This is a genomic window from Vibrio sp. PNB23_22_6, from assembly GCF_052877535.1.
The window spans coordinates 97,178-120,804 of sequence record NZ_JBNFXP010000007.1; the positions used below are offsets into that span (position 1 = coordinate 97,178).

General features: G+C 46.1%; 17 protein-coding genes. 1 reads left to right on the forward strand and 16 read right to left on the reverse strand.

The window, feature by feature from the left end; genetic code table 11:
• Positions 1–50 precede the first annotated feature (50 nt).
• From carB to secA, 5 genes are all read right to left on the reverse strand, one after another.
• Positions 51–3,284 carry a carbamoyl-phosphate synthase large subunit gene (gene carB / locus ACVA54_RS08060; RefSeq protein ID WP_099078878.1) on the reverse strand — a complete coding sequence of 1,078 codons (3,234 nt, stop codon included), beginning with the start codon at positions 3,282–3,284 and terminating at the stop codon, positions 51–53.
• 16 nt (positions 3,285–3,300) lie between these two features.
• Entirely contained in the window at positions 3,301–4,440 is a 1,140-nt protein-coding gene (carA, locus tag ACVA54_RS08065) for a glutamine-hydrolyzing carbamoyl-phosphate synthase small subunit (RefSeq protein ID WP_099078877.1), read from the reverse strand.
• Positions 4,441–4,922: 482 nt separating this feature from the next.
• On the reverse strand, positions 4,923–5,732 hold the full coding sequence (dapB, locus tag ACVA54_RS08070; RefSeq protein ID WP_119464063.1) for a 4-hydroxy-tetrahydrodipicolinate reductase: 810 nt from the start codon (positions 5,730–5,732) through the stop codon (positions 4,923–4,925).
• Positions 5,733–5,845: 113 nt separating this feature from the next.
• On the reverse strand, positions 5,846–6,244 hold the full coding sequence (gene mutT / locus ACVA54_RS08075; protein ID WP_099078875.1) for an 8-oxo-dGTP diphosphatase MutT: 399 nt from the start codon (positions 6,242–6,244) through the stop codon (positions 5,846–5,848).
• A gap of 73 nt (positions 6,245–6,317) precedes the next feature.
• Positions 6,318–9,047 (reverse strand): preprotein translocase subunit SecA, encoded by a 2,730-nt coding sequence (secA, locus tag ACVA54_RS08080; RefSeq protein WP_446644810.1) that lies wholly within the window; start codon positions 9,045–9,047, stop codon positions 6,318–6,320.
• A gap of 459 nt (positions 9,048–9,506) precedes the next feature.
• Between secA and ACVA54_RS08085 the strand changes: the two genes are divergently transcribed.
• Positions 9,507–9,965: a DUF721 domain-containing protein gene (locus tag ACVA54_RS08085; protein WP_099078873.1), complete on the forward strand. Its 459-nt coding sequence runs from the start codon at positions 9,507–9,509 to the stop codon at positions 9,963–9,965.
• A gap of 86 nt (positions 9,966–10,051) precedes the next feature.
• Here the strand turns inward: ACVA54_RS08085 and lpxC are convergent, their stop codons facing one another.
• From lpxC to murE, 11 genes are all read right to left on the reverse strand, one after another.
• Positions 10,052–10,969 carry a UDP-3-O-acyl-N-acetylglucosamine deacetylase gene (lpxC, locus tag ACVA54_RS08090; protein WP_099078872.1) on the reverse strand — a complete coding sequence of 306 codons (918 nt, stop codon included), beginning with the start codon at positions 10,967–10,969 and terminating at the stop codon, positions 10,052–10,054.
• Between the two features lie 101 nt (positions 10,970–11,070).
• On the reverse strand, positions 11,071–12,297 hold the full coding sequence (gene ftsZ, locus ACVA54_RS08095) for a cell division protein FtsZ (protein WP_099078871.1): 1,227 nt from the start codon (positions 12,295–12,297) through the stop codon (positions 11,071–11,073).
• Between the two features lie 30 nt (positions 12,298–12,327).
• Positions 12,328–13,596, reverse strand: coding sequence for a cell division protein FtsA (gene ftsA / locus ACVA54_RS08100; protein ID WP_099078870.1), 1,269 nt, complete (start codon positions 13,594–13,596; stop codon positions 12,328–12,330).
• The gene (locus ACVA54_RS08105) at positions 13,589–14,374 is read right to left on the reverse strand and encodes a cell division protein FtsQ/DivIB (protein ID WP_119464061.1); all 786 of its coding nucleotides are present in this window, start codon (positions 14,372–14,374) and stop codon (positions 13,589–13,591) included. The genes ftsA and ACVA54_RS08105 overlap by 8 nt, the downstream gene beginning before the upstream one ends.
• A 191-nt stretch (positions 14,375–14,565) precedes the next feature.
• Positions 14,566–16,023 carry a UDP-N-acetylmuramate--L-alanine ligase gene (murC, locus tag ACVA54_RS08110; RefSeq protein ID WP_172438091.1) on the reverse strand — a complete coding sequence of 486 codons (1,458 nt, stop codon included), beginning with the start codon at positions 16,021–16,023 and terminating at the stop codon, positions 14,566–14,568.
• A 22-nt stretch (positions 16,024–16,045) separates the two neighbouring features.
• Positions 16,046–17,113 (reverse strand): undecaprenyldiphospho-muramoylpentapeptide beta-N-acetylglucosaminyltransferase, encoded by a 1,068-nt coding sequence (murG, locus tag ACVA54_RS08115; RefSeq protein ID WP_099078867.1) that lies wholly within the window; start codon positions 17,111–17,113, stop codon positions 16,046–16,048.
• The gene (gene ftsW / locus ACVA54_RS08120) at positions 17,100–18,290 is read right to left on the reverse strand and encodes a cell division protein FtsW (protein ID WP_099078866.1); all 1,191 of its coding nucleotides are present in this window, start codon (positions 18,288–18,290) and stop codon (positions 17,100–17,102) included. The genes murG and ftsW overlap by 14 nt, the downstream gene beginning before the upstream one ends.
• An 18-nt stretch (positions 18,291–18,308) precedes the next feature.
• The gene (gene murD / locus ACVA54_RS08125) at positions 18,309–19,622 is read right to left on the reverse strand and encodes a UDP-N-acetylmuramoyl-L-alanine--D-glutamate ligase (protein WP_099078865.1); all 1,314 of its coding nucleotides are present in this window, start codon (positions 19,620–19,622) and stop codon (positions 18,309–18,311) included.
• Positions 19,623–19,672: 50 nt separating this feature from the next.
• The gene (gene mraY, locus ACVA54_RS08130) at positions 19,673–20,755 is read right to left on the reverse strand and encodes a phospho-N-acetylmuramoyl-pentapeptide-transferase (protein WP_099078864.1); all 1,083 of its coding nucleotides are present in this window, start codon (positions 20,753–20,755) and stop codon (positions 19,673–19,675) included.
• Positions 20,755–22,119, reverse strand: a complete 1,365-nt coding sequence (locus ACVA54_RS08135; protein WP_446608933.1) for a UDP-N-acetylmuramoyl-tripeptide--D-alanyl-D-alanine ligase — start codon at positions 22,117–22,119, stop codon at positions 20,755–20,757. The genes mraY and ACVA54_RS08135 overlap by 1 nt, the downstream gene beginning before the upstream one ends.
• Positions 22,116–23,597: a UDP-N-acetylmuramoyl-L-alanyl-D-glutamate--2,6-diaminopimelate ligase gene (gene murE, locus ACVA54_RS08140; RefSeq protein ID WP_119464057.1), complete on the reverse strand. Its 1,482-nt coding sequence runs from the start codon at positions 23,595–23,597 to the stop codon at positions 22,116–22,118. Before murE ends, ACVA54_RS08135 begins: the two co-directional genes overlap by 4 nt.
• Positions 23,598–23,627: the final 30 nt, after the last annotated feature.

Genomic DNA, 23,627 nt, shown 5'->3' on the forward strand with positions numbered 1-23,627 from the left:
ATGAGGTTGTCATATAAGCCCTATTTTTCGGGCTTACTGATTTTTATCTATTACGCTTCTAGGCTCGCTTTCACTTTTGCGTGCAGCTCTTGAACCGAAGTCACTGTGCTCTTCGCATCTGCTGTGTGTGACATACAAGTTGCGAATGCAGCGTTTAGCGTTGTCGTGTAGTTCACTTTCTCTGCTAGTGCACCGCGACGTAGAACTTTAGAATCTTCAATCGCTTGACGACCAGCGGCAGTGTTCACGATGTAGGTGTACTCATTGTTCTTAATACGGTCAAGAATGTGAGGACGACCTTCGTGTACTTTGTTTACTAGACGTGGATTAATGCCCGCTTCGCCAAGAATGACTGCTGTACCGTGTGTTGCATCTAGCTGGTAACCAAGCTTAGATAGCTTTGATGCAAGGTCAACAACACGTTCTTTGTCGCCTTCGCGAACAGACAGTAGTGCACGGCCACCTTCTGGGTACACATTTCCACAGCCAAGCTCTGCTTTCGCATAAGCTTCCGCAAACGTTGCACCAACCCCCATAACTTCACCAGTAGAGCGCATTTCTGGGCCCAACAGTGGGTCAACACCCGGGAACTTGTTGAATGGCAGTACCACTTCTTTTACAGAGTAGTATGGTGGGATGATTTCTTTCGTAAAGCCCTGAGACTCTAGAGATTGACCCGCCATGACACGAGCAGCAATCTTAGCGATTGGTGCACCCGTTGCTTTCGATACGAACGGTACCGTACGCGCTGCACGAGGGTTAACCTCGATTAGGTATACTTGGTTGTTCTTCACCGCGAACTGCGTGTTCATCAGACCACGAACACCCAACTCGAACGCTAGTTTTTCAACTTGCTCACGCATGACGTCTTGAATTTCTTGGCTTAGCGTGTATGCAGGAAGAGAACATGCCGAGTCACCTGAGTGAACACCCGCTTGCTCGATGTGCTCCATGATACCGCCGATAACCACTCGCTCACCGTCACAGATAGCATCAATATCCACTTCAACTGCGTCATCTAGGAAGCTATCTAGTAGTACTGGAGATTCGTTTGATACGCTAACAGCTTCGTTGAAGTAACGACGTAGGTCTTGCTCATCGTATACGATTTCCATCGCACGACCGCCCAGTACGTAAGAAGGACGCACAACCAGTGGGTAACCGATTTCACGAGATTTCTCTACCGCTTGCTCCATCGTGGTTACTGTTGCGTTTTCTGGCTGTAGAAGACCTAGACGGTCAACCGCAACTTGGAAACGCTCACGGTCTTCTGCACGGTCGATGGCATCTGGGCTCGTACCGATGATTGGCACGCCAGCCGCTTCAAGTGCGCGAGCCAGTTTAAGTGGTGTTTGACCACCGTATTGAACGATAACGCCTTTTGGCTTTTCAACACGAGCGATTGCTAGTACGTCTTCCAGTGTTACTGGTTCGAAGTACAGACGGTCAGACGTGTCGTAGTCTGTTGAAACGGTCTCAGGGTTACAGTTAACCATGATGGTTTCGTAGCCATCTTCACGTAGTGCTAGTGATGCGTGTACACAACAGTAATCAAATTCAATACCTTGGCCGATACGGTTTGGACCGCCGCCTAGAATCATGATCTTCTCTTTGTCTGTTGGGTTCGCTTCACACTCATCATCGTAAGATGAGTACATGTAAGCCGTATCAGATGAGAACTCAGCCGCACACGTATCTACGCGCTTGTAAACTGGGTGGATGTCGTACTGGTCACGTAGGCGACGGATTTCACTTTCCGCAACACCTAGAATCTTAGATAGGCGCGCATCCGCAAAACCTTTACGCTTCAGCTTGTTAAGCTCTTCTTTGTTCAAACCAGCAAAGCCTTTCGCTTTAAGATCTTGCTCAAGCTTAACGATGTCTTCTATTTGAACTAGGAACCAGCGGTCGATTTGCGTTAGGTTGAATACGCCATCAACTGACATACCCGCACGGAATGCATCTGCGATGTACCAAATACGCTCTGCGCCTGCTTCTTTCAGTTCATGACGAATTTTCGTCAATGCGTCTGGTGCGTCTAGGTCGACCATCTCATCAAAGCCAGTCGCGCCCACTTCTAGGCCGCGTAGCGCTTTTTGTAGAGATTCTTGCTGGTTACGACCGATTGCCATTACCTCACCAACTGACTTCATCTGAGTAGTCAGGCGGTCGTTAGCACCGGCAAATTTCTCGAAGTTAAAACGAGGAATTTTAGTGACTACGTAGTCGATGGTTGGCTCGAATGATGCTGGAGTTGCGCCACCAGTGATGTCATTCATTAACTCATCTAACGTGAAACCAACCGCCAGTTTCGCTGCCACTTTCGCGATAGGGAAACCTGTTGCTTTCGATGCTAGCGCAGAAGAACGAGATACACGTGGGTTCATCTCAATGATAACCATGCGACCATCTTTCGGATTGATACCAAACTGTACGTTTGAACCACCCGTTTCAACACCGATTTCACGCAGTACCGCTAGAGAAGCGTTACGCATTAGTTGGTATTCTTTGTCTGTCAGCGTTTGAGCTGGAGCAACCGTGATGGAGTCACCTGTGTGGATACCCATTGGGTCAAAGTTTTCAATCGCACATACGATGATACAGTTGTCTGCTTTGTCGCGAACCACTTCCATCTCGTACTCTTTCCAACCGATAAGTGACTCATCAATAAGAAGTTCATTGGTAGGAGAAAGGTCTAGACCACGACGACAGATTTCTTCAAATTCTTCTTTGTTGTACGCAATACCACCGCCAGTACCACCCATGGTGAAAGATGGACGAATGATACATGGGAAGCCAACCATATCGAGAACTTTGTATGCCTCTTCCATGGTTTTTGCAGTATCTGCTCGTGGACACTCAAGGCCGATAGACTTCATCGCTTTATCGAAACGAGAACGGTCTTCCGCTTTGTCGATCGCGTCTGCGGTTGCACCAATCATCTCGACGCCGAACTCCGCAAGAACACCGTGTTTTTCTAGATCAAGCGCACAGTTCAGTGCCGTTTGGCCACCCATTGTTGGTAGTACTGCGTCTGGGCGTTCTTTTTCGATGATCTTACGCACCACTTCCCATTGGATTGGTTCGATGTAAGTCGCATCGGCCATATCTGGGTCAGTCATAATGGTTGCAGGGTTAGAGTTCACCAGAATAACTCGGTAACCCTCTTCACGCAGAGCTTTACACGCTTGTGCGCCAGAGTAGTCAAACTCACATGCCTGACCGATTACAATCGGACCAGCACCAAGAATAAGAATACTTTGAATGTCAGTACGTTTTGGCATTATCTACTACTCCGAATTAAGCGCTGTGTTTTTTGATTAGTTCGATAAAGTGGTCAAATAGCGGTGCCGCGTCTTCTGGACCTGGGCTCGCTTCTGGGTGACCTTGGAAGCTGAATGCTGGCTTGTCTGTACGGTGAATACCCTGCAGAGAGCCGTCAAATAGCGATACGTGAGTCGCGCGTAGATTTTCAGGTAGTGTTGCTTCGTCTGCTGCAAAACCGTGGTTTTGAGACGTAATCATTACAACATTACGATCCAAATCTTTTACTGGGTGGTTCGCACCATGGTGGCCAAACTTCATCTTCACCGTCTTAGCACCTGATGCTAACGCAAGAATTTGGTGGCCAAGACAGATACCAAAGATTGGTAAATTTTTCTCTAGAAATACTTTGGTCGCCTCAATGGCGTAAGTACATGGTTCTGGGTCACCTGGGCCGTTTGATAAGAAAACGCCATCAGGATTTAGAGCCAGCACCTCTTCTGCTGAAGTTTCAGCAGGCACAACCGTTAAGCGGCAGCCGCGATCCACCAACATACGCAGGATGTTACGCTTTGCGCCGAAATCGTAGGCAACAACGTGATATGGCAACTCGCTGTCGTCTTGCGCTTCAGGAAGTCCACCCTCGAGCGTCCACGAACCTTGTTTCCATTGATACGCTTCTTTTGTTGTAACCTCTTTCGCAAGATCCATTCCTTTCAAGCCAGGGAATTCTTTCGCTTTCGCTAATGCTAGGGCTTCGTCTATAGAAGAGCCCGCAACGATACAACCGTTTTGCGCACCTTTCTCACGTAGGATACGAGTCAGCTTACGCGTGTCGATATCTGCAATGCCGACAATGTTTTGCGACTTAAGGTAATCAGAAAGGGATTGTTCATTACGGAAGTTAGAAGCGATAAGAGGGAGATCGCGAATCACAAGGCCTTGAGCGTGGATTGAAGAGGATTCTTCGTCTTCGGAATTGGTTCCGGTATTGCCAATGTGAGGATAAGTAAGAGTAACGATTTGTTGAGAATAGGAAGGATCAGTGAGAATTTCTTGGTACCCCGTCATCGAGGTATTAAAAACAACTTCACCAACGGAAATACCATCTGCTCCAATGGACACACCGCGGAACACTGTCCCATCTTCTAGGACTAACAGTGCTAATTTACCCAAGACAACCTCCAGAATAAAAATGCATAAAAAATAAATTAAGTTGCAAACCTGCCTTCCTTTACCTTGAATATCTACATAAACAGGTATTTTTGACAAATTGGCGGTATTCTAAGGATGGACTTAGAAAGTGTCAATACCGTTCGAAAAATAAATCATTGCTTTCTAGCAGGTAAATCCATTTTCAAGCAAAGAGCCTTAAAAAAATAAGTTTTATCTAAAATTAGACCTAGCATGATGACACTTTTATAGATTTTACAAAATTGAACATATTACAGTTCACAAAAATTTATGTGATCATCACGCAAACGTTCATCACCAAAAAAACAAACCAAACTTTTAGACACTTCAAGCAAAAACAACCACAAAAGCCACATAAACCACACTTAACCCACCCCAGAAAGGCCAAAAATCTTACTAGATTTTTTTACATCATTTTCGATAAACATAAAAAAACCGGCTTGCGCCGGTGAATGATTATGTACTTAAAGCTCATTTAAGCTCAACACATCGGTCATGCTATAAAAACCTGATGGCTTAGCATTTAACCACACGGCTGCTTTTACTGCTCCGTTTGCGAAAGTCATACGATCGGTCGCTTTGTGAGTGATTTCGACACGCTCACCAATATCAGCAAACATTGCCGTGTGTTCCCCCACGATATCACCAGCACGAATCGTCGCAAAACCGATCTCGTCTTTGGTACGTTCACCTGTGATACCTTCACGAGCGTAAACGGCAACATCGCTTAACTTATTGCCCATCGCACCTGCAATCGCTTCGCCCATACCAATCGCAGTACCAGATGGGGCATCAACTTTATGACGGTGATGCGCTTCTACAATCTCAATATCACAGTAGTCACCCATTACTTGGGCGGCTTTTTCTAGTAGCTTGAAGACAAGATTCACGCCAACAGAATAGTTAGGAGCCATAACAACAGGGACTTGCTTTGCCGCGTCCTCAATCAATGCTCGCTCTGCTTCACTAAAGCCTGTTGTGCCAATCACAATGCTCTTACCATGCTGTTTACACAGTTCAAGGTTAGCTAACGTGCTGACTGGAGAGGTAAAATCGATGATCACATCAAAGTTGTCGATTTCCTTAGCAAGATCATCGGTCAAGAAGACATCAATTTTACCTTCCCCACAAAGCTCACCCACATCGACACCAACTAATGAAGACTCAGGACGTTCAGATCCCGCAGTAACGGATGCTTCTGGATTTAGGTGTGATGCTTTAACTAGGTTACGACCCATACGGCCTGCAGCACCTGCGATTGCAATACGAACCATTGCGCTTTCTCTCCTTCTCTGGATAACGAGGCTTACTCTCGTTCTCTTTCGTTTCACTGAATCTTTTTAAACTAACAATATCCCGTGTTAACCACAAGACAGTTCGCTGTGAGTTAAGAAAACTCTTTAATCACTCGCTCCAGAATCGGTACGTTCGCTTCTGGGAAGGCATAGTTTGATAATGCGCCTATTTCAACCCAACGACCTTGCTGCCCTTCTTTTCCATAAGGTTGACCATCAAACTGCGTTACAGAAATAAAATCAAATTTCAATGACTTATCTGGGTAATCATATTCAAGGTGTTCAAACAGAGATTGCTCGGTGATCGTAATGCCGATCTCTTCTTCCAGTTCACGAGCCATCGCTAACTCAACACTTTCACCTTGCTCAACTTTACCGCCGGGGAACTCCCAAAAGCCACCTTTGTGCTTATCATCGGGACGCTTAGTAATAAAAATTTGCGACCTTTCTTGGTTGAAAATGATCGCTGCAACAATGTGAATTCTTTTCATGGGTTTATCCCTAGATCTATCGATACAAAAAGAGCCGCCTAAGCGACTCTTTTTAATACATAATCAAACTCAATTAGTTAATTTGACCGTGACACTGTTTGTACTTCTTACCACTGCCACATGGACAAGGCTCATTACGTCCCACTTTACGCTCATCACGAACCATTGGTTGGTTTGAACCCTCCGCAGCAGCTTCATCTTCCACAAGTGGATTTTGTGCCGCTGCATGTTGAGCTTGCGCACGACGAGTGGCTTCTTCAGCTTGCGCACGACGTTGCTCTTCCATACGCTCAACTTCTTCTTGCTGCTGAACGCGAACTCGAGACAATACCGTAATCACATCGGTTTTCAGCGCTTCTAGTAGGCCTTCAAACAATTCAAACGACTCGCGCTTGTACTCTTGTTTCGGGTTCTTTTGTGCATAGCCACGTAGATGAATACCTTGACGAAGATGATCCATCGCCGCTAGGTGCTCTTTCCATAGCGTATCCAGTGTTTGAAGCATGACCGATTTTTCAAAGTTACGCAGAACTTGAGCGCCTACGACTTCTTCTTTCACTTTGTATACTTCAACCGCTAGATTAATGATCTTTTCACGCAGTGCTTCTTCATACAGTTTGTCATCTTCTTCAAGCCATTGCTTAATCGGCGCATCAAGATCGAAGTCCGCTTTCAAACGTTCTTGAAGACCTTCCACGTCCCACATATCTTCTAAAGACTGTGGCGGGATGTACTCATCAATGATAGCGGTCATAACGTCTTCGCGGTTTTGTTCGATCATCTCGCTGATGTCATCAATACTCATCAACTCATCACGAAGTTCATAGACCACTTTACGTTGATCGTTCGCCACGTCATCGTATTCAAGAAGCTGTTTACGAATATCGAAGTTACGTCCTTCCACTTTACGCTGTGCTTTTTCAATTGAACGAGACAACATCTTAGATTCAATCGCTTCGCCTTCTTCCATACCACTTTGGATAAGACTCGCCATACGATCTGATGTGAAGATACGTAGTAGTGAATCTTCCATTGATAGGTAGAAACGAGATGAGCCCGCATCACCTTGACGACCAGAACGACCACGTAGCTGGTTATCGATACGACGAGATTCGTGACGCTCAGTACCAATGATGTGTAGACCACCAGACTCTAGCACTTGATCGTGAACTTGCTTCCACTCAGCTTTAATCGCATCAATTTGTTCTTTAGTTGGATCTTGCAGTGCTTCCACTTTTGCTTGCCAGCTACCACCTAACACGATATCTGTACCACGACCCGCCATGTTCGTTGCGATGGTGACCGCACCTGGCGTACCTGCTTCTGCAACAATTTCCGCTTCACGCTCGTGGAATTTCGCGTTCAGTACGTTGTGCTTAATCTTCGCTTTCTTCAGTGCGTTAGACAATAGCTCTGATTTCTCGATAGAAACCGTACCAACAAGAGACGGCTGACCTTTTTCTACGCGCTCTTTAATATCTTCGATGATTGCCGCAAATTTCTCTGCTTCAGTACGGTACACCACATCTGGCATATCGTTACGGACCATCGGTTTGTTAGTTGGAATAACCACCGTTTCTAGACCGTAGATCGATTGGAATTCGAATGCTTCGGTATCCGCTGTACCTGTCATACCTGACAGTTTTTCGTATAAACGGAAGTAGTTCTGGAATGTGATCGATGCCAGTGTTTGGTTTTCGTTTTGAATCTTAACGCCTTCTTTCGCTTCAACCGCTTGGTGAAGACCTTCAGACCAACGACGGCCTGGCATCGTACGCCCCGTGTGTTCATCAACAATAACCACTTCACCGTCGTCATTGACGATGTAGTCTACGTTACGCTCGAACAATACGTGTGCACGAAGTGCTGCGTTCACGTGGTGCAGTAGGCTGATGTTCGTTGGAGAGTAAAGTGTGTCACCCTCTTCCATCAAGCCATTTTTCACCATCAGTTCTTCGACAAATTCTTGGCCTGTTTCAGTCAGGTATACTTGCTTAGACTTCTCATCCACAGTGTAGTGACCGTCACCACGATACTCTTCTGAGTCTTCTTTATCTTGTTTCTGAAGCTGCGGAATAAGTAGGTTAATACGTGTGTATAGATCTGAACTGTCTTCTGCTGGACCAGAGATAATTAAAGGAGTACGAGCTTCATCGATAAGAATTGAGTCCACTTCATCGACAACGGCAAAGAAACGCTCACGCTGAACACGATCTTCATTACGGAAAGCCATGTTGTCACGAAGGTAGTCAAAACCAAACTCATTGTTGGTTCCGTAAAGAATATCGGCTTGGTAAGCTTCTTTCTTTGCCTGAGGAGGCATGTTTGGCACGTTGATGCCAACGGTCATACCTAAGAATTCAAACAGAGGACGGTTTGTCTCTGCGTCACGCGTTGCAAGGTAGTCGTTCACCGTAACAACGTGCACGCCTTTACCTGGTAGTGCGTTGAGGTAAGCAGGAAGAGTTGCAGTTAGAGTTTTACCTTCACCAGTACGCATTTCCGCGATTTGGCCACCGTTCAGAACCATACCACCGATTAGCTGTACGTCGAAGTGGCGCATACCGTAAACACGCTTAGATGCTTCACGAACCGTAGCAAAAGCTTCTGGAAGTAGCTTATCAAGAGTTTCGCCTTGCTCTAGGCGCTCACGGAACTCAACAGTTTTCGCTTTTAGCTCTTCATCAGATAGAGCTTCAAATGTTGGTTCGTAGTTATTGATCTCTTTTACAATTTTTCTAAGGCGGCGCAGTGTTCGGTCGTTGCGACTGCCAATCACTTTTGTCAGTAGCTTAGTTATCATTTTTCGTGAATCTCTCTTTAATCAGACCGTTCCCGATCTACTCGTAATGCCTTCAGTCTCTGCCAATTTTGAACTAAGAATACTGAGATAAATCATTTAACAAAGATATTGAGTTCAAACATCCGCATTTCAAGGCCAAATTTTGAAACAATGTGGCTTAGTGTAAGGATTTTTCATCCATACAACCATTAATAGACGTATTTGTTTGAAGCACTCTGAAGTTTTTAATCAAAGTGGTGACGGATTAGCCAGTATTTGCTCATACATTGAGATTCGAAATCGATATTCTCAGTACAATTATCATCATCTTGATATACTTAGCGTGTATTTCTACCTAAAAAGCACCTCTTTTTGCGTTAATTTCGAGGGCAATTGGGTAATAAAGACAATAATGTAAACTATACCTAGATGGAAAGCTGCTCTAGAATACCAATATCTCAACAAAATTAGATTTTGCCTATGCGTGATCATCGCCCAACAGCTACAGACGATCTTATTGCTGAATCTCAGTTTAAGCAGATTCAACAGCATGCTGGAGAGATCTTACAGCTAAACCAAGCTCTACAATCGATCTTACCGAAAGGCACCGCCGATCATTGCCGAGTAGCAAATATTCGCAATGGCCACTTGTTGATTGATGTCTCTAGTGCAGCGATCAAAATGAAGGTCGATTACGATCGTTTAATGATCCTCAATAAACTGCGTACACAAGGCTACGCCAAACTCATGAGTGTTGAGGTGAGAATTAACCCTTCTTTGTACCGAAATCGCTTTGAACATGATGATCGGCCAAAACGCCCACCTCTCACTGAAGCGGCGGCTAACTCATTAATGATCATTGCAGATATCGCTCCGCCTAAAATTAAAGAGCGTTTAAAGCGTCTCGCTGACATGGCAGAAAAGAAGAGCAACAAATGAGCGTTTTTTAAACGACTTATTTACAGATAGCAAAAAGCCAGGCATTGCCTGGCTTTCTTAATCTATTTACGTCTGCGCATTTAGTATTATGCTAGAACCATGTTTGGTTCTGCAAAAGCAACCGGTGAACCCGCTTCTTCTTCAAATGTTGTCCATTCCCATGCTTCTTGATCAGCAAGAACGGCACGTAGAAGTTGGTTGTTCAAACCATGACCTGATTTGTACGCTCGGAATTCGCCGATGATGGCATGACCACACATGTAAAGATCACCAATCGCGTCCAATACTTTGTGTGTTACGAACTCATTCTCAAAGCGTAGGCCTTCTTCGTTAAGAATACGGTAATCATCCAGTACGATTGCGTTATCAAAGCTACCACCCAGAACTAAGTTCTGAGATTGTAGGTATTCGATATCACGCATGAAACCAAACGTACGCGCACGAGAAATCTCACGAACGAAACCTTGAGATGAGAAATCAAACAGAAGACGTTGCTCGTCTGACTCGATCGCAGGGTGGTTAAAGTCAATTTCAAAGTCCATACGGAAGCCGTTAAATGGTACAAATTCAGCCCATTTATCGCCGTCTTCAAAACGAACTGGTTTCTTAATACGGATAAAACGCTTTGGCGCATTTTGCGTTTCGACACCAGCTTGTTGCAGCAGATATACGAACGGGCTTGCGCTACCATCCATAATTGGAATTTCAGGTGCGTCAACTTCAACAATAATATTGTCGATACCCATACCAGCAAGTGCTGCATTCAAGTGTTCAACCGTTGAAATGCGAATACCTTCGTCGTTAACCAATGCTGTACATAACATAGTGTCACGAACAGATGCCGGATCAGCTGGAAAATCTACAGGTGGATTTACATCTGTACGACGGTAAATAATGCCTGTATTTGCAGCAGCTGGGCGCAGAGTAAGTGTCACTTTACGACCAGAGTGGAGACCCACACCAGTTGTTTTCACTATTTCTTTCAGAGTTCTTTGTCTGATCATCTGCTTGCCTCTCTAAAAAATGCTACAAAACACGGCCGCCTGTAACGTCGACCGTGAATGCTACCATAATTTTGAACTCTGTCAAATTTATGGATTAAAGATTAGTCAGCCTGACGACGCAAAAATGCTGGGATATCTAAATAACCACTCTCTTTCTCTTGTTTCGGTGCTGCAGAGCTTTGACCCACAGATACAGAAGAAGAAACAGTGTTTGTTGGCTGAGGAGTTACCTGCGGTTTCTCTTGCACTTGAGTCTGCAAAACTTGTGCCGGTTTTTCCTCAACTTGTGGTAGCACCGCTTGTTGTTGCGGAGCAGGCGTTGGTGCAACTTTCGCTTTACCACCAGCAACTAATGTGATGTCTGGCTTTTTCTCATTGCCGATACCCGTAGCAACCACTGTTACACGGATTTCGTCAGTCATGTCTGGGTCTAGAGAAGTACCGATAACCACGGTGGCATTGTCAGATGCGAATGCTTTCACTGTGTTACCCACTGTCTCAAACTCATCAAGACGCATATCAAGACCTGCAGTGATGTTAACAAGGACACCACGAGCGCCCGCTAGATCGATATCTTCCAGAAGTGGGCTAGAAATTGCCATCTCCGCTGCTTCTTCTGCACGATCTTCGCCTTTCGCGATGCCACTACCCATCATTGCGTGACCCATTTCAGACATCACAGTACGTACGTCTGCGAAGTCGACGTTGATCATGCCGGGACGAGTGATGAGCTCTGCAATACCTTGAACCGCGTTCTTAAGAACATCATTCGCACTTGCAAAAGCTTCTAATAGCGTTACACCACGACCAAGAACTTTAAGTAGCTTCTCGTTTGGAATCGTGATCAAAGAATCAACATGCTTAGACAGCTCATCAATACCTTGCTCAGCGAATGCCAAACGCTTCTTGCCTTCAAAGCTGAACGGTTTCGTTACTACCGCTACGGTTAGAATGCCAAGCTCTTTAGCCACTTCAGCAATAACAGGTGCAGCGCCTGTACCTGTACCGCCACCCATACCTGCGGCGATAAACACCATGTCGGCGCCAGTTAGGGAATCTTTAATTCTGTCTCTATCTTCGAGAGCAGCCTCACGGCCGACCTGTGGATTCGCACCTGCCCCCAGACCTTTAGTGATATCACCGCCGATTTGAATGACATTACCAACGCTTGTCTTACGAAGTGCTTGCGCATCAGTGTTGACGCTGATGAATTCCACTCCTTCGATGGATTCACGCACCATGTGTTCAACGGCGTTACCACCGCCACCACCAACTCCAACGACCTTAATTACTGCATCGTCAGACATTTCCATCATCGGTTCAAACATGTGTTGTCTCCGTTTATCCTGCAACTCAGGTTAAAACTCATTTCTTATCCAATTACGCAATTTACCGAAAAAGTTAGTCACAGATGCGGAAGAACGCTTAGGTTCATTATAATCGCTATCGTCACTAGACTGCATATCTCTTGCGTAATAAAGTAATCCAACTGCCGTAGAATGGTACGGCTCTTTTACATAATCAGTTAAGCCGCTGACTTCGAGCGGTTTGCCGACCCTTACTTGATTGCGGAATACGCGCTCCGCACACTCTACCACTCCGTCAATCTGCGCAGCACCGCCGGTAAGAACAACACCTGCGGCAAGATGGTGCTTAATGCCTTCTTCGCGCAATTTTGCTTGTACTGAGTCGATAGTTTGGTTAACCAGTCCCATAAGCTCTGAGTATCGCGGCTCAATCACTTCTGACAAAGTCTGACGCTGCAGACTGCGTGAAGGTCGTCCACCGACACTTGGTACGTTAACCGTGTCATCCTTGCTGACTAGTTCACTCAAGGCACAGCCATATTTTACTTTTATTTCTTCGGCATCACTCACTGGTGTACCAAAAGCAAAAGCAATATCGCTAGTGACAGCATTTCCTGCGTAAGAAAACACTTCAGTGTGACGTAATGCGCCACCAGTCCAAATGGATACATCCATTGTTCCAGCGCCAATATCAACCACACAAACCCCAAGCTCTCTTTCATCCTCGGTGATTACCGCATTACTTGCAGCAAGCCCAGAAAAAACAAGTTGCTCCACTTTAAGGCCGCAGCGTTCTACCGCCTTAATAATATTGCGTGCCATATCATTATGGCAGGAGATCAAATGGACGCTAACCTCCATCCTCACTCCAGATAAACCAAGTGGGTTTTTAATCCCTTCTTGATAGTCGATGGTGAACTCTTGCGGAATCACATGTAGGATTCGCTGTTCATCACCGATTTTAATCGATTTTGCGGTATGGATAGCGCGATCCATATCTTCTTGAGACACTTCCTCATCAGATATGGTGCCCATGCCTTTTTCAATTCGGCTTGCGATATGCTTACCAGACAACGAAATGAATACACGGCTAATTTGGCATTCGGCCATTAGCTCTGCTTGATCAATCGCGCGTTGTACTGATTTAACAACCGACTCCAAATCATTCACGCCGCCTTTATCCATGCCGCGTGAAGGGCTGCTACCTGAACCAATAATGTTTATTTGGCCATCTGGTAGAATCTCACCCACTAGAGCTGAAACGGTTGCAGTGCCTATATCAAGACCAACAATAATGTTGTCATCGGCGACCTTAGTCATCTGTACTCTCTTGTTCTAACTCATGTTCAGGAAACCAACCAACCGCGGCTCCCGTATCGTACCTAAGATCGATATAACTGATTCTTTGCGTGTCGCTTCCAAGCTTATGATAGAGTGAGAAAAAACGCTCTATTCGCTCATCCAAAGATTCTTTACCGAGCTCTAGTCGAATACCGTTATCAAGGATGATTTGCCAAGCTCGTCGCTCGTTTAATACTAGAGACGATATTGCAAGACCCAGCTGCTGAAATTTAGGTCGAAGTTCACGATAGGTTTGCAAGACTTCCGGCCCGGTTGCAGTGGGTCCATATAGCTTAACTTTCTCTTCCTTTAGTAGGCCGACATCCCCTTCAAATACCAAACCATTGTTGTCCAACAGTTCGATGCCATTCCAAATGGCGACGGGGTGATGTTCTGTCAAAAATACTTTTACCGTGTCTGGCCACTGCTTTCGAATAGCCGCATGGGCTACCCAAGGAAGGGCCTCTACACTTTGTTGCAACACATCAATGTCTTGTGACATGAAGGTTCCAATGTGATCAATACTGCCAAACGCTGCTTGAACATCGTCTGCTGTGACATACTCCAGCTTTCCCTGAAGTACGATTTTGGAAAGAGGTAACCTTTGGTCATCCCACATCCAACTGATCGCTGAGTACAAAACAGAACTAATTATTGTCATCACGATAACGAAAAATAGCGCACCCAAGATCTTCTCTTGGCGACCACGGTGATTCTCCGTGTTAAGCCGCTCTTCATTCAGTGCAATATTCAACAACGTCTTCGTTTCCTGATTTTTGTCCTGTGCTTTTTATCGTGTTATTACACACTAATAAAAGCATTGACTTTAACCTTGGGATTATACTGAGCTCTTGTAAACTATCAAACACTGATAGTGATAAATCACAACGTTCTTGATACAAAATCGAGATCTAGGTCTTTATCTGTGCTTTGTATCAATCATCGCTGTTAACCGAGCATCTTATTAACATTCAGCTCAAGAACAGCCAGTTGCTTCGCTACTTTACCAACATCGCCCGCCCCTTGAGTCAAGATCAAGTCGCCGTCTTGTATAACATTAGCCAAAACTGATGGTAGTTGTTCAATTTCAGGAACAAAAATGGGATCTACCTTGCCACGACTGCGAATTGTGCGACATAGCGCACGTCCATCAGCGCCAGCAATGGGTTTCTCTCCTGCCGCATAGACATCCAACATGATCAATACATCAACCTGCTCAAGTACATTGGCAAAATCATCGTAAAGATCACGCGTTCGACTGTAGCGATGCGGCTGAAAAATCATCACCAAACGCTTATTTTGCCAACCACTACGTGCGGCATCAATCGTTACACCTACTTCTGTTGGGTGATGACCATAGTCATCCACCAACATAGCTAGACCATTACCGGTATCGAACTCCCCAAGGTGGTCAAAACGGCGCCCAGTCCCCTCAGTACCAGCCATCGCTTTAAGAATGGCTTCATCACTGATGTCATCTTCTGTGGCTACCGCAATCGCTGCCGAAGCATTCAGTGCATTGTGGCGACCTGGAATATTCAATGTAATGTCTAGATTCGCATGACCTTCACGAACCACGGTGAACTTACCTTGCTGACCTTCTTGACGGTAGTTTTCAATGCGTACGTCTGCATCTTCTGAGAAACCGTAAGTGATCACCTGACGGCTGATACGTGGAATCAACTCACGAATGACTGGATCGTCGATACACACAATCGCTTGGCCGTAAAATGGTAGGTTGTGCAAAAAGTCGATGAAGGTTTGCTTCAATGTTTCGAAGTCACCTCCATAAGTATCCATATGATCCGCTTCAATATTGGTGACAATGCTCACCATGGGTTGCAGGTGCAAGAATGACGCATCGCTCTCATCTGCTTCAGCAATCAGAATACGGCTTGAACCTAGACGTGCATTCGTGCCAGCGCTCTTCACCAGCCCGCCGTTAACGAACGTTGGATCAAGGCCTGCTTCAGAATAGATTTGCGTTACAAGTGCCGTAGTCGTTGTTTTGCCGTGCGTACCCGCAACAGCAATACCATGACGGAAACGCATCAACTCAGCCAGCATTTCTGCGCGGCGGACGATAGGAATACGCAATTCACGCGCCGCCATCACTTCTGGATTTTCTTCGTTAATCGCGGTTGAAACCACAACAACACTGGCATTCTCAACATTGCTGGCTTGATGGCCAATAAATACCGTTGCACCTTTTGATACTAAACGCTCGGTCACAGGGTTTTCTGATAGGTCAGAACCTGTGATTTGGTAGCCTTCGTTCAACAGTACTTCTGCAATGCCGCTCATGCCCGCACCACCAATACCGATGAAGTGGATGGATTTCACGCGGCGCATCTCTGGCACCATTGCGCGAATTTGAGCTAAGTCTTGTGTATGTTGGATTGTCATCAATTCTATTCTCAATAATTCGTTAACGCTTTTCGGTCAAAGCAACAATGGCTTGTGCGACAACTCGGTCAGCATTCAATTTTGCAGCGCCACGCGCTTGCTCAGCCATTGTAAGTAAAGCTTGTCGATCCAATTGTTGGATCTGCTGAGTCAGTGACTCAACGGTTAAATCTGGTTGTTCAATCATTTTCGCCGCACCACAATCCACCAAGTGGTCTGCATTCAGTGCTTGCTGACGGTCTTTATGCATAAACGGAACAAAGATAGCCCCCACGCCCGCCGCTGATACTTCAGAAACGGTTAACGCTCCTGAACGACAAACCAAAAGGTCAGCCCATGCATAAGCTTCTGCAACGTCGTCAATGAATTCTGTTACTTCTGCATTCGCCACACCATTCGCTTGGTATGCCGCATTCACTTCTTCCGCGGAACCTTTACCCGCTTGATGACGAATACAGTAATCATCGCCCAATTTTGCCATCACTTCTGGCAGCGTTTGGTTAAGAATGCGTGCACCTTGGCTACCACCCATCACAAGAATACGAATTGGACCTTGTCGTTCTTGCATGCGTGCAGCAGGAGCATCGAGCTGGGTTACGTCTTCACGTACTGGATTACCAACCACTTCTGCTTTTGGAAACGCGCCAGGGAAAGCTTGAAACACCTTCTTAGCGATTTTCGATAGCCATTGGTTTGTGAGACCTGCGACGGCATTTTGCTCATGCAGCACAACAGGAATTCCGCTCATCCAAGCCGCAATACCACCAGGGCCACTCACGTAACCGCCCATGCCAAGCACAGCGTCTGGCTGCCAACGTTTCATGTGAGCACGAGCCTGCATGATGGCATTAACAATTTGAAATGGTGCCGCAAGAAGACGTTTAACGCCTTGACCTCGTAGACCTTTTACTTTGATAAAGTCGATTTCAATGCCATGTTTTGGCACTAAATCCGCTTCCATTCTATCCGCGGTACCTAACCAGCGAATCTCCCAACCTTGCTGTTGCAACTGCTTCGCTACGGCCAAGCCTGGGAAAACGTGACCACCAGTACCACCGGCCATCACCATCAAACGTTTATTTTTCTTCATCGTCTTGTTGTTCTTTCTGACCGCGCTTTAAACGGCATTCGTGATCGATACGCAGCAATATGGCAACTGCAATAGACATGATTAATAGGCTTGAGCCACCATAGCTGATCAGAGGTAGGGTGAGCCCCTTGGTTGGCACAATGCCTGCTGCCGCACCAACGTTAACTAAGGTTTGGAAAGCAAACCAAATACCAATGCCAAATGCTAAATAACCACCAAACATTTCGCCCGCTTCGAAGGCTCGCTTACCGATATAAACCGCTTTTAACACTAAACTGAAGATCAGCATTAATACCAATACAACGCCGGCAAAGCCGAGTTCTTCTGCGAGCACCGCGAACACAAAGTCGGTATGGGCTTCGGGTAGATATTCCAATTTTTGAATCGAGTTACCCAGACCTTGACCAAACCATTCACCTCGGCCAAATGCCATCAACGATTGTGTCAATTGATAGCCGCTGCCGAATGGGTCTTCCCATGGGTCAAGAAATGACGTGACACGTCGCATACGATAAGGCTCAATCAAAATTAAGCCTACAACAGCAACTATCCCTGCAATCATTAACGCCAAAAACTGCGTTAACTTGGCCCCCGCGATAAATAACATACCAAACAGGGTCACCAGCATCACAACAACCGTACCTAAGTCAGGTTGACGCAGGAGTAATACCGCAAATACCGTAAAAACCATTATTGGTTTAATGAAGCCACCAAAGAATGTCTGACGAACTTCATCCTGTTTACGAACCAAGTATCCAGACATAAACATAAACAGAGAGAGCTTGGCAATCTCTGCCGGCTGTAAATTAATTGGTCCAACGGGGATCCATCGAGAAGCACCATTAACAGACTTACCTGCAACTAAAACAATGACAAGCAGTGCAACCGATATCCCAACGATGTATTTAGAGTTCCGAAACCAAAAGTCTAAGGGCTTACAAAGGACAACCGAAGATGCTGAAACGGCAACGACCAAGAATAGAGCGTGACGGAACATAAAGTGGAATGGCTGATCCGTCAGTCGAGAACTGATGGGAAACGATGCAGAGGTCACCATCACCAAGCCAGTTAACATCAAACCTAGCGCAATCCATACCAACTGACGATCAAAGAGCGCCTCTGGTGCTGGATGCTTAAGCCAAGTGCCAATGCTGCGTTTAACGTTACCTAAAACCACGAAATGTGTGACCTTTAATTATGCGTATTTTTGAGCAAGATTAGCGAAGGCATCGCCCCTTGCCATAAAGTTATCGAATTGATCAAAGCTAGCACATGCCGGAGAGAGCATCACCATATCGCCAGGTTTTAACTGCGAAGATATTTGTTGAATCACATCTTCCATGCTGTCAAAACGAGTTGCCGATTCGTGCAGTGGCATAAAGGCATCACCATCGGTACCAAAGCAGCAAAGTTGCAGATTCAACGTAGTGAAGATAGGCTTTAACGGCGAAAAATCTGCGCCTTTACCAACCCCACCAACCAACAAATACAGTTTGCCCTTCGATTCTAGTCCGGAAAGTGCGGCCATCGTGCTAGCAATATTAGTTGCTTTGGAATCATTCACCCATTTTACGCCACGATTATCCGCAACCACCTGGCATCGATGCGTCAAACCCGTGTAAGTTTTCAGTGCATGTAACGCTTTGTGATAGTCAATACCAGCGGCCTTGAGTAAAGCGAGCACGACCAAGGCATTCGCCAAGTTGTGCTTACCGACCAGTTTGAGCTCATCGCTAGCAATCACACGCTGGCCGTGATCAAGCAACCAAGTGCGACCGGCATCTGATTCCAAACCATAAGCTCGCTCATCAGTGCCAAACGTCATCAACGGCATGTCACTATCAGGGTAGGTTTCTTGGTCATCACGGTTAACGACTGCTAGCTCGGCATTATCAAAAATACGCAACTTCGCTTGTCGGTAGTCCGCCATGCCTTGATAGCGATCCATGTGATCTTCAGAAAGGTTTAGAAACGCGGCGGCTTTAAGCTTCAGGCTCGACGTAGTCTCTAGTTGGAAACTCGATAACTCAAGCACGTACAAATCCGCGTCTTGCTCTAGCAAATCTAAAGCAGGCACTCCAATATTGCCGCCAACGCCAACGGTTAGTCCAGCGGCTTTCGCCATCACGCCCGTCAAGTCAGTGACCGTGCTTTTGCCATTAGAGCCAGTGATCGCGATAACGGGTTTCGTTACTGCCCAAGCAAACAACTCAATATCGCCAACAACAGGTGTGCTTTTCGCAACTATTGTTTGGATTTCTGGCGTAGCTAAGGCAATACCTGGGTTGGTCACTACCAAGTCGGCTTCAGCTAACCATTCGCTATTCCAACCACCACTGTGCAACTCTACCTGTTCAGGTAAACGCTCAGCACCTGGTGGGTTAGCACGCGTATCGATGACTTTAACCGCCAGTTGCGGCTGTGTTTTTGTTAGGTGTTTAACGACAGAGAGCCCGGTAATACCGAGCCCTACAATGACGACCTTATGTATGTTTTGCCAACGTTCCATATTTGATCACACCGTATCTGTTATTCTTAGAAAGTTATTGGAAAGTGCGATTAACGCACTTTCAGTGTCGCTAGACCAATCAGAACAAGAACCATAGAAATAATCCAGAAGCGCACGATGACGCGAGGTTCTGGCCAGCCTTTAAGTTCGTAGTGATGATGGATAGGAGCCATGCGGAAAATACGCTGACCACGCAATTTGTAAGAACCGACCTGTAGGATAACCGATAGCGTTTCCATTACAAATACACCACCCATGATCACCAAAACCAACTCTTGGCGAACCAGAACAGCAATGGTCCCTAGAGCACCACCCAATGCTAGTGAGCCAACATCGCCCATGAATACTTGTGCTGGGTAGGTATTGAACCACAAGAAACCAAGACCAGCACCAACGATTGCCGTACATACAACAACCAGCTCAGAAGCGTGCGGTAGGTATGGTATATGTAGGTATTCAGAGAAGTTAACGTTACCCGTCGCCCATGCAATGAAGGCAAAACCAGCCGCAACCAGCACCGTTGGCATGATTGCCAAGCCGTCTAGGCCATCCGTTAGGTTTACCGCGTTACTGGTACCAACAATCACAAAGTAAGTCAGAATGATGTACATCAAGCCAAGCTGCGGCATGATGTCTTTAAAAAATGGCACCACTAGCTGAGTTGCAGCCGTATCTTTGCCATAGGCGTACAGTGCAAAAGCGACAACAAACGCAATCAATGACTGCCAGAAGTATTTCCAACGCGCGATCAAACCATCGGTGTTCTTACGCACCACTTTGCGATAGTCATCGACAAAGCCAACTGCGCCATAACCAAGCAACACAACCAGCACAGCCCAAACGTAAGGGTTGGACAAATCAGCCCACAACAGAATCGTGATAGAGATTGCCGCTAAAATCATGATACCGCCCATCGTTGGGGTGCCACGTTTGCTAAAGTGAGATTCTGGTCCTTCGTTACGGACAACCTGACCAATTTGTAGCATCTGAAGACGCTTGATCATGATAGGCCCCATCCAAAGAGACAGGCCTAGTGCAGTCAGTACGCTTAATATTGCTCGAAAAGACAAGTATTCAAACAAACGGAAGAAAGACAGGTATGGCTGTAGCAGCTCGGCAAGCCAAATAATCATTAATAATACTCCTTCAAAGCAGCAGCGACTTCAAACATACGAGCACCGTTTGCCCCTTTCACCAAAATTGTATGGCACTCAGGAGCGGCTTGATCTAAATGCTGCTTGATGTAGTCAATCATTTCTTGATGGGTCTCGAAATGGATACCGTCACAAAGTGTACTAATGACCTTCGCGTCTGCACCATACGTGAGAACATGTTCAAATTTTTGTGGGGCAGCATGTTCCCCGACTTGGCGATGAAGTGCAAGACTTTCCTCACCCAATTCCGCCATATTACCCAAAATCAACCAACGTTGACCTTGGAATGCCCCCAGCAAATCAACCGCCGCCTTCATCGCTGGAACGCTTGCGTTGTAGCTATCATCAATCAGCTTAATCTTATCGCTCAGCTCTTCCACCTCAACACGGCCTTTAACCTTGTTTAAGTGCTTAAGGCCAGCCCGAATCTCTTCTGACGTTGCTCCCATTTGTAGCGCAATGATAGAAGCCGCAATCGCGTTCGCCACGTTGTGCTGACCTATGATACCCAGAGACAGTTCAATTTCTTGTGAATCTGCTGCGATATGTAGGTTAAAGCTTGCTTCACCCGCTGTGTTCATCACAATGTTAGACGCGTAAAAATCGGCATCTGTGTTCGTTGGCGAGAAAGTAATGACTTTTTTATCTGCCAACACAGTTTGCCACTTATCTTCACCATTGCTATCGAGGTTAACAATCGCCACCCCTCCAGAAGAAAGCCCTTGGTAAATTTCACCCTTAGCTTGCTTCACGCCATCGATAGAGCCAAAACCTTCGAGATGTGCCGCTGCCACGTTGTTTACCAAGGTGATATCTGGTTTAACCAACTGCGTTGTATAAGCAATTTCACCGATATGGTTAGCCCCCAACTCTATCACCGCGTAATCATCGTCTTGCTGTGAGCGCAGTAGCGTGAGCGGTACACCAATATCATTGTTGAAGTTACCCGCAGTAAACAGCACTTTACCTTTCAACTGTAGGATACTGGCCACCATCTCTTTCACTGTCGTTTTGCCACAACTACCGGTGATCGCCACCGTTGGCGTTTGACAAGATTGATGAACCCATGAAGCCAACTCACCCATTGCGACTTTACTGTCGACCACGACTACTTGAGGCACATTTATCTCTAAACGTTTTTGCACCAGTAGCGCACCGGCACCCAACTCAACCGCTTGCTGACAAAAGTCATGCGCATCAAAACGTTCGCCAACTAAGGCAACAAACAGCGCACCTTGTTCAATAGTGCGAGTATCGGTCGATACAGAATCGATCGTCAGATCATGACCAATTAATTCACCGCGAGTGGTGTCAGCAATTTGAGAGAGTGATACGGTAATCATGATGAAAGCCCCAATAGTTGCATGGCGGACTCTCGATCAGAGTAATGAATGGTTCCGCTATTTAGAATTTGGTAATCCTCATGGCCTTTACCAGCCAACAGGATGATATCTTGTGGAGAAGCATGCTCAAGAGCGTAAGAAAGTGCTTTAAAGCGATCATGCTGCACAATCGCATCGGCAGGTGTAGCAAGCCCTGCTAGCATGTCTTTCATGATAAGAACAGGATCTTCACTGCGTGGGTTATCGTCGGTCAGAACCACCTTATCGCCTAAACGCTCAGCAATTTCTGCCATCATTGGACGTTTACCTGCATCGCGGTCACCACCACAGCCAAAGATAGCCCACAACTGCCCTTGGCAATGCACACGCAGCGCTTGCAGTGCTTTTTCTAGTGCATCTGGCGTATGAGCGTAATCCACAACCACTTTAGCGCGGTCATCGGCTTGAAACAGCTCCATCCGACCAAGCACTGGCTGCAATTGGCCTGCTGTTGCCAGTAAAGCTTGCTTGTCAAAATTGAGACTCAACAAGGTTGTGAACGCCAACATCAAATTTGCCGCATTAAATTCACCAATCAAAGGGGCATGAAGCGTACCGCAACCGAACTTGCCATCAAATTCAATCATAATGCCGGACTCTGCGTAAGCAATATGATTCGCAAAAACAGCCTGCTCAAACTCACAATGGGGCTTCAACGACACAGCAAGTGCATTACTTAATTGCTTCGCCCACGCAGCACCGACTACATCGTCAACATTGATGATCGCGTGTTCACATTGATGTTCAGTAAACAGGGTTAACTTTGCATTGGCGTATTCTTCCATCGTACCGTGGTAGTCAAGGTGATCTCGGCTTAAGTTCGTAAAAACGCCTGCGGCAAACGACAGCGCTTTCACACGACCTTGAATCAAACCGTGTGAAGAAACTTCAAGCGCTGTGTATTGCGCTTTTTGCTCAGCGAGCGAAGACAATGTTTTTTGAATTTCAACCGCATTGCCAGTGGTGTTTGCGGCTTCTTGCAAGTTATCAAGGAAACCATTACCCGTCGTGCCCATGACAGCGGCTTTTGAACCAACTAAATCAATCCACTGCGCAATCAATTGGGTGATGGTGGTTTTACCGTTAGTGCCAGTGACACCAATCAGATCCATATTTGGATAGTGATACAACTGACTAGCGATTTGAGATAAGCATTTGTCCAATGCATCGAGGTAAATAACGGGTACGTCATCCATAATCTCAATCGTACCATGCGTTTTTACATCGCAGGCTTGAGCGATAACCGCATTCGCGCCTTGCTGAATGGCTGTTGGGATAAACTTACGTCCATCCACAACGTGGCCAACAATGGCGACAAATGTTGTACCAGGTTGAATTCTTCGACTATCAAGTTCTAGTTCTGAGACGAGGACGGACGACAAGCTAGGGCAATCCACCCAAGGGGAAAGCAATACGTCCATACTGATGGCTTTGGTCATATTTGTTCTCCGAGCTTAAGCTCAGGTTTT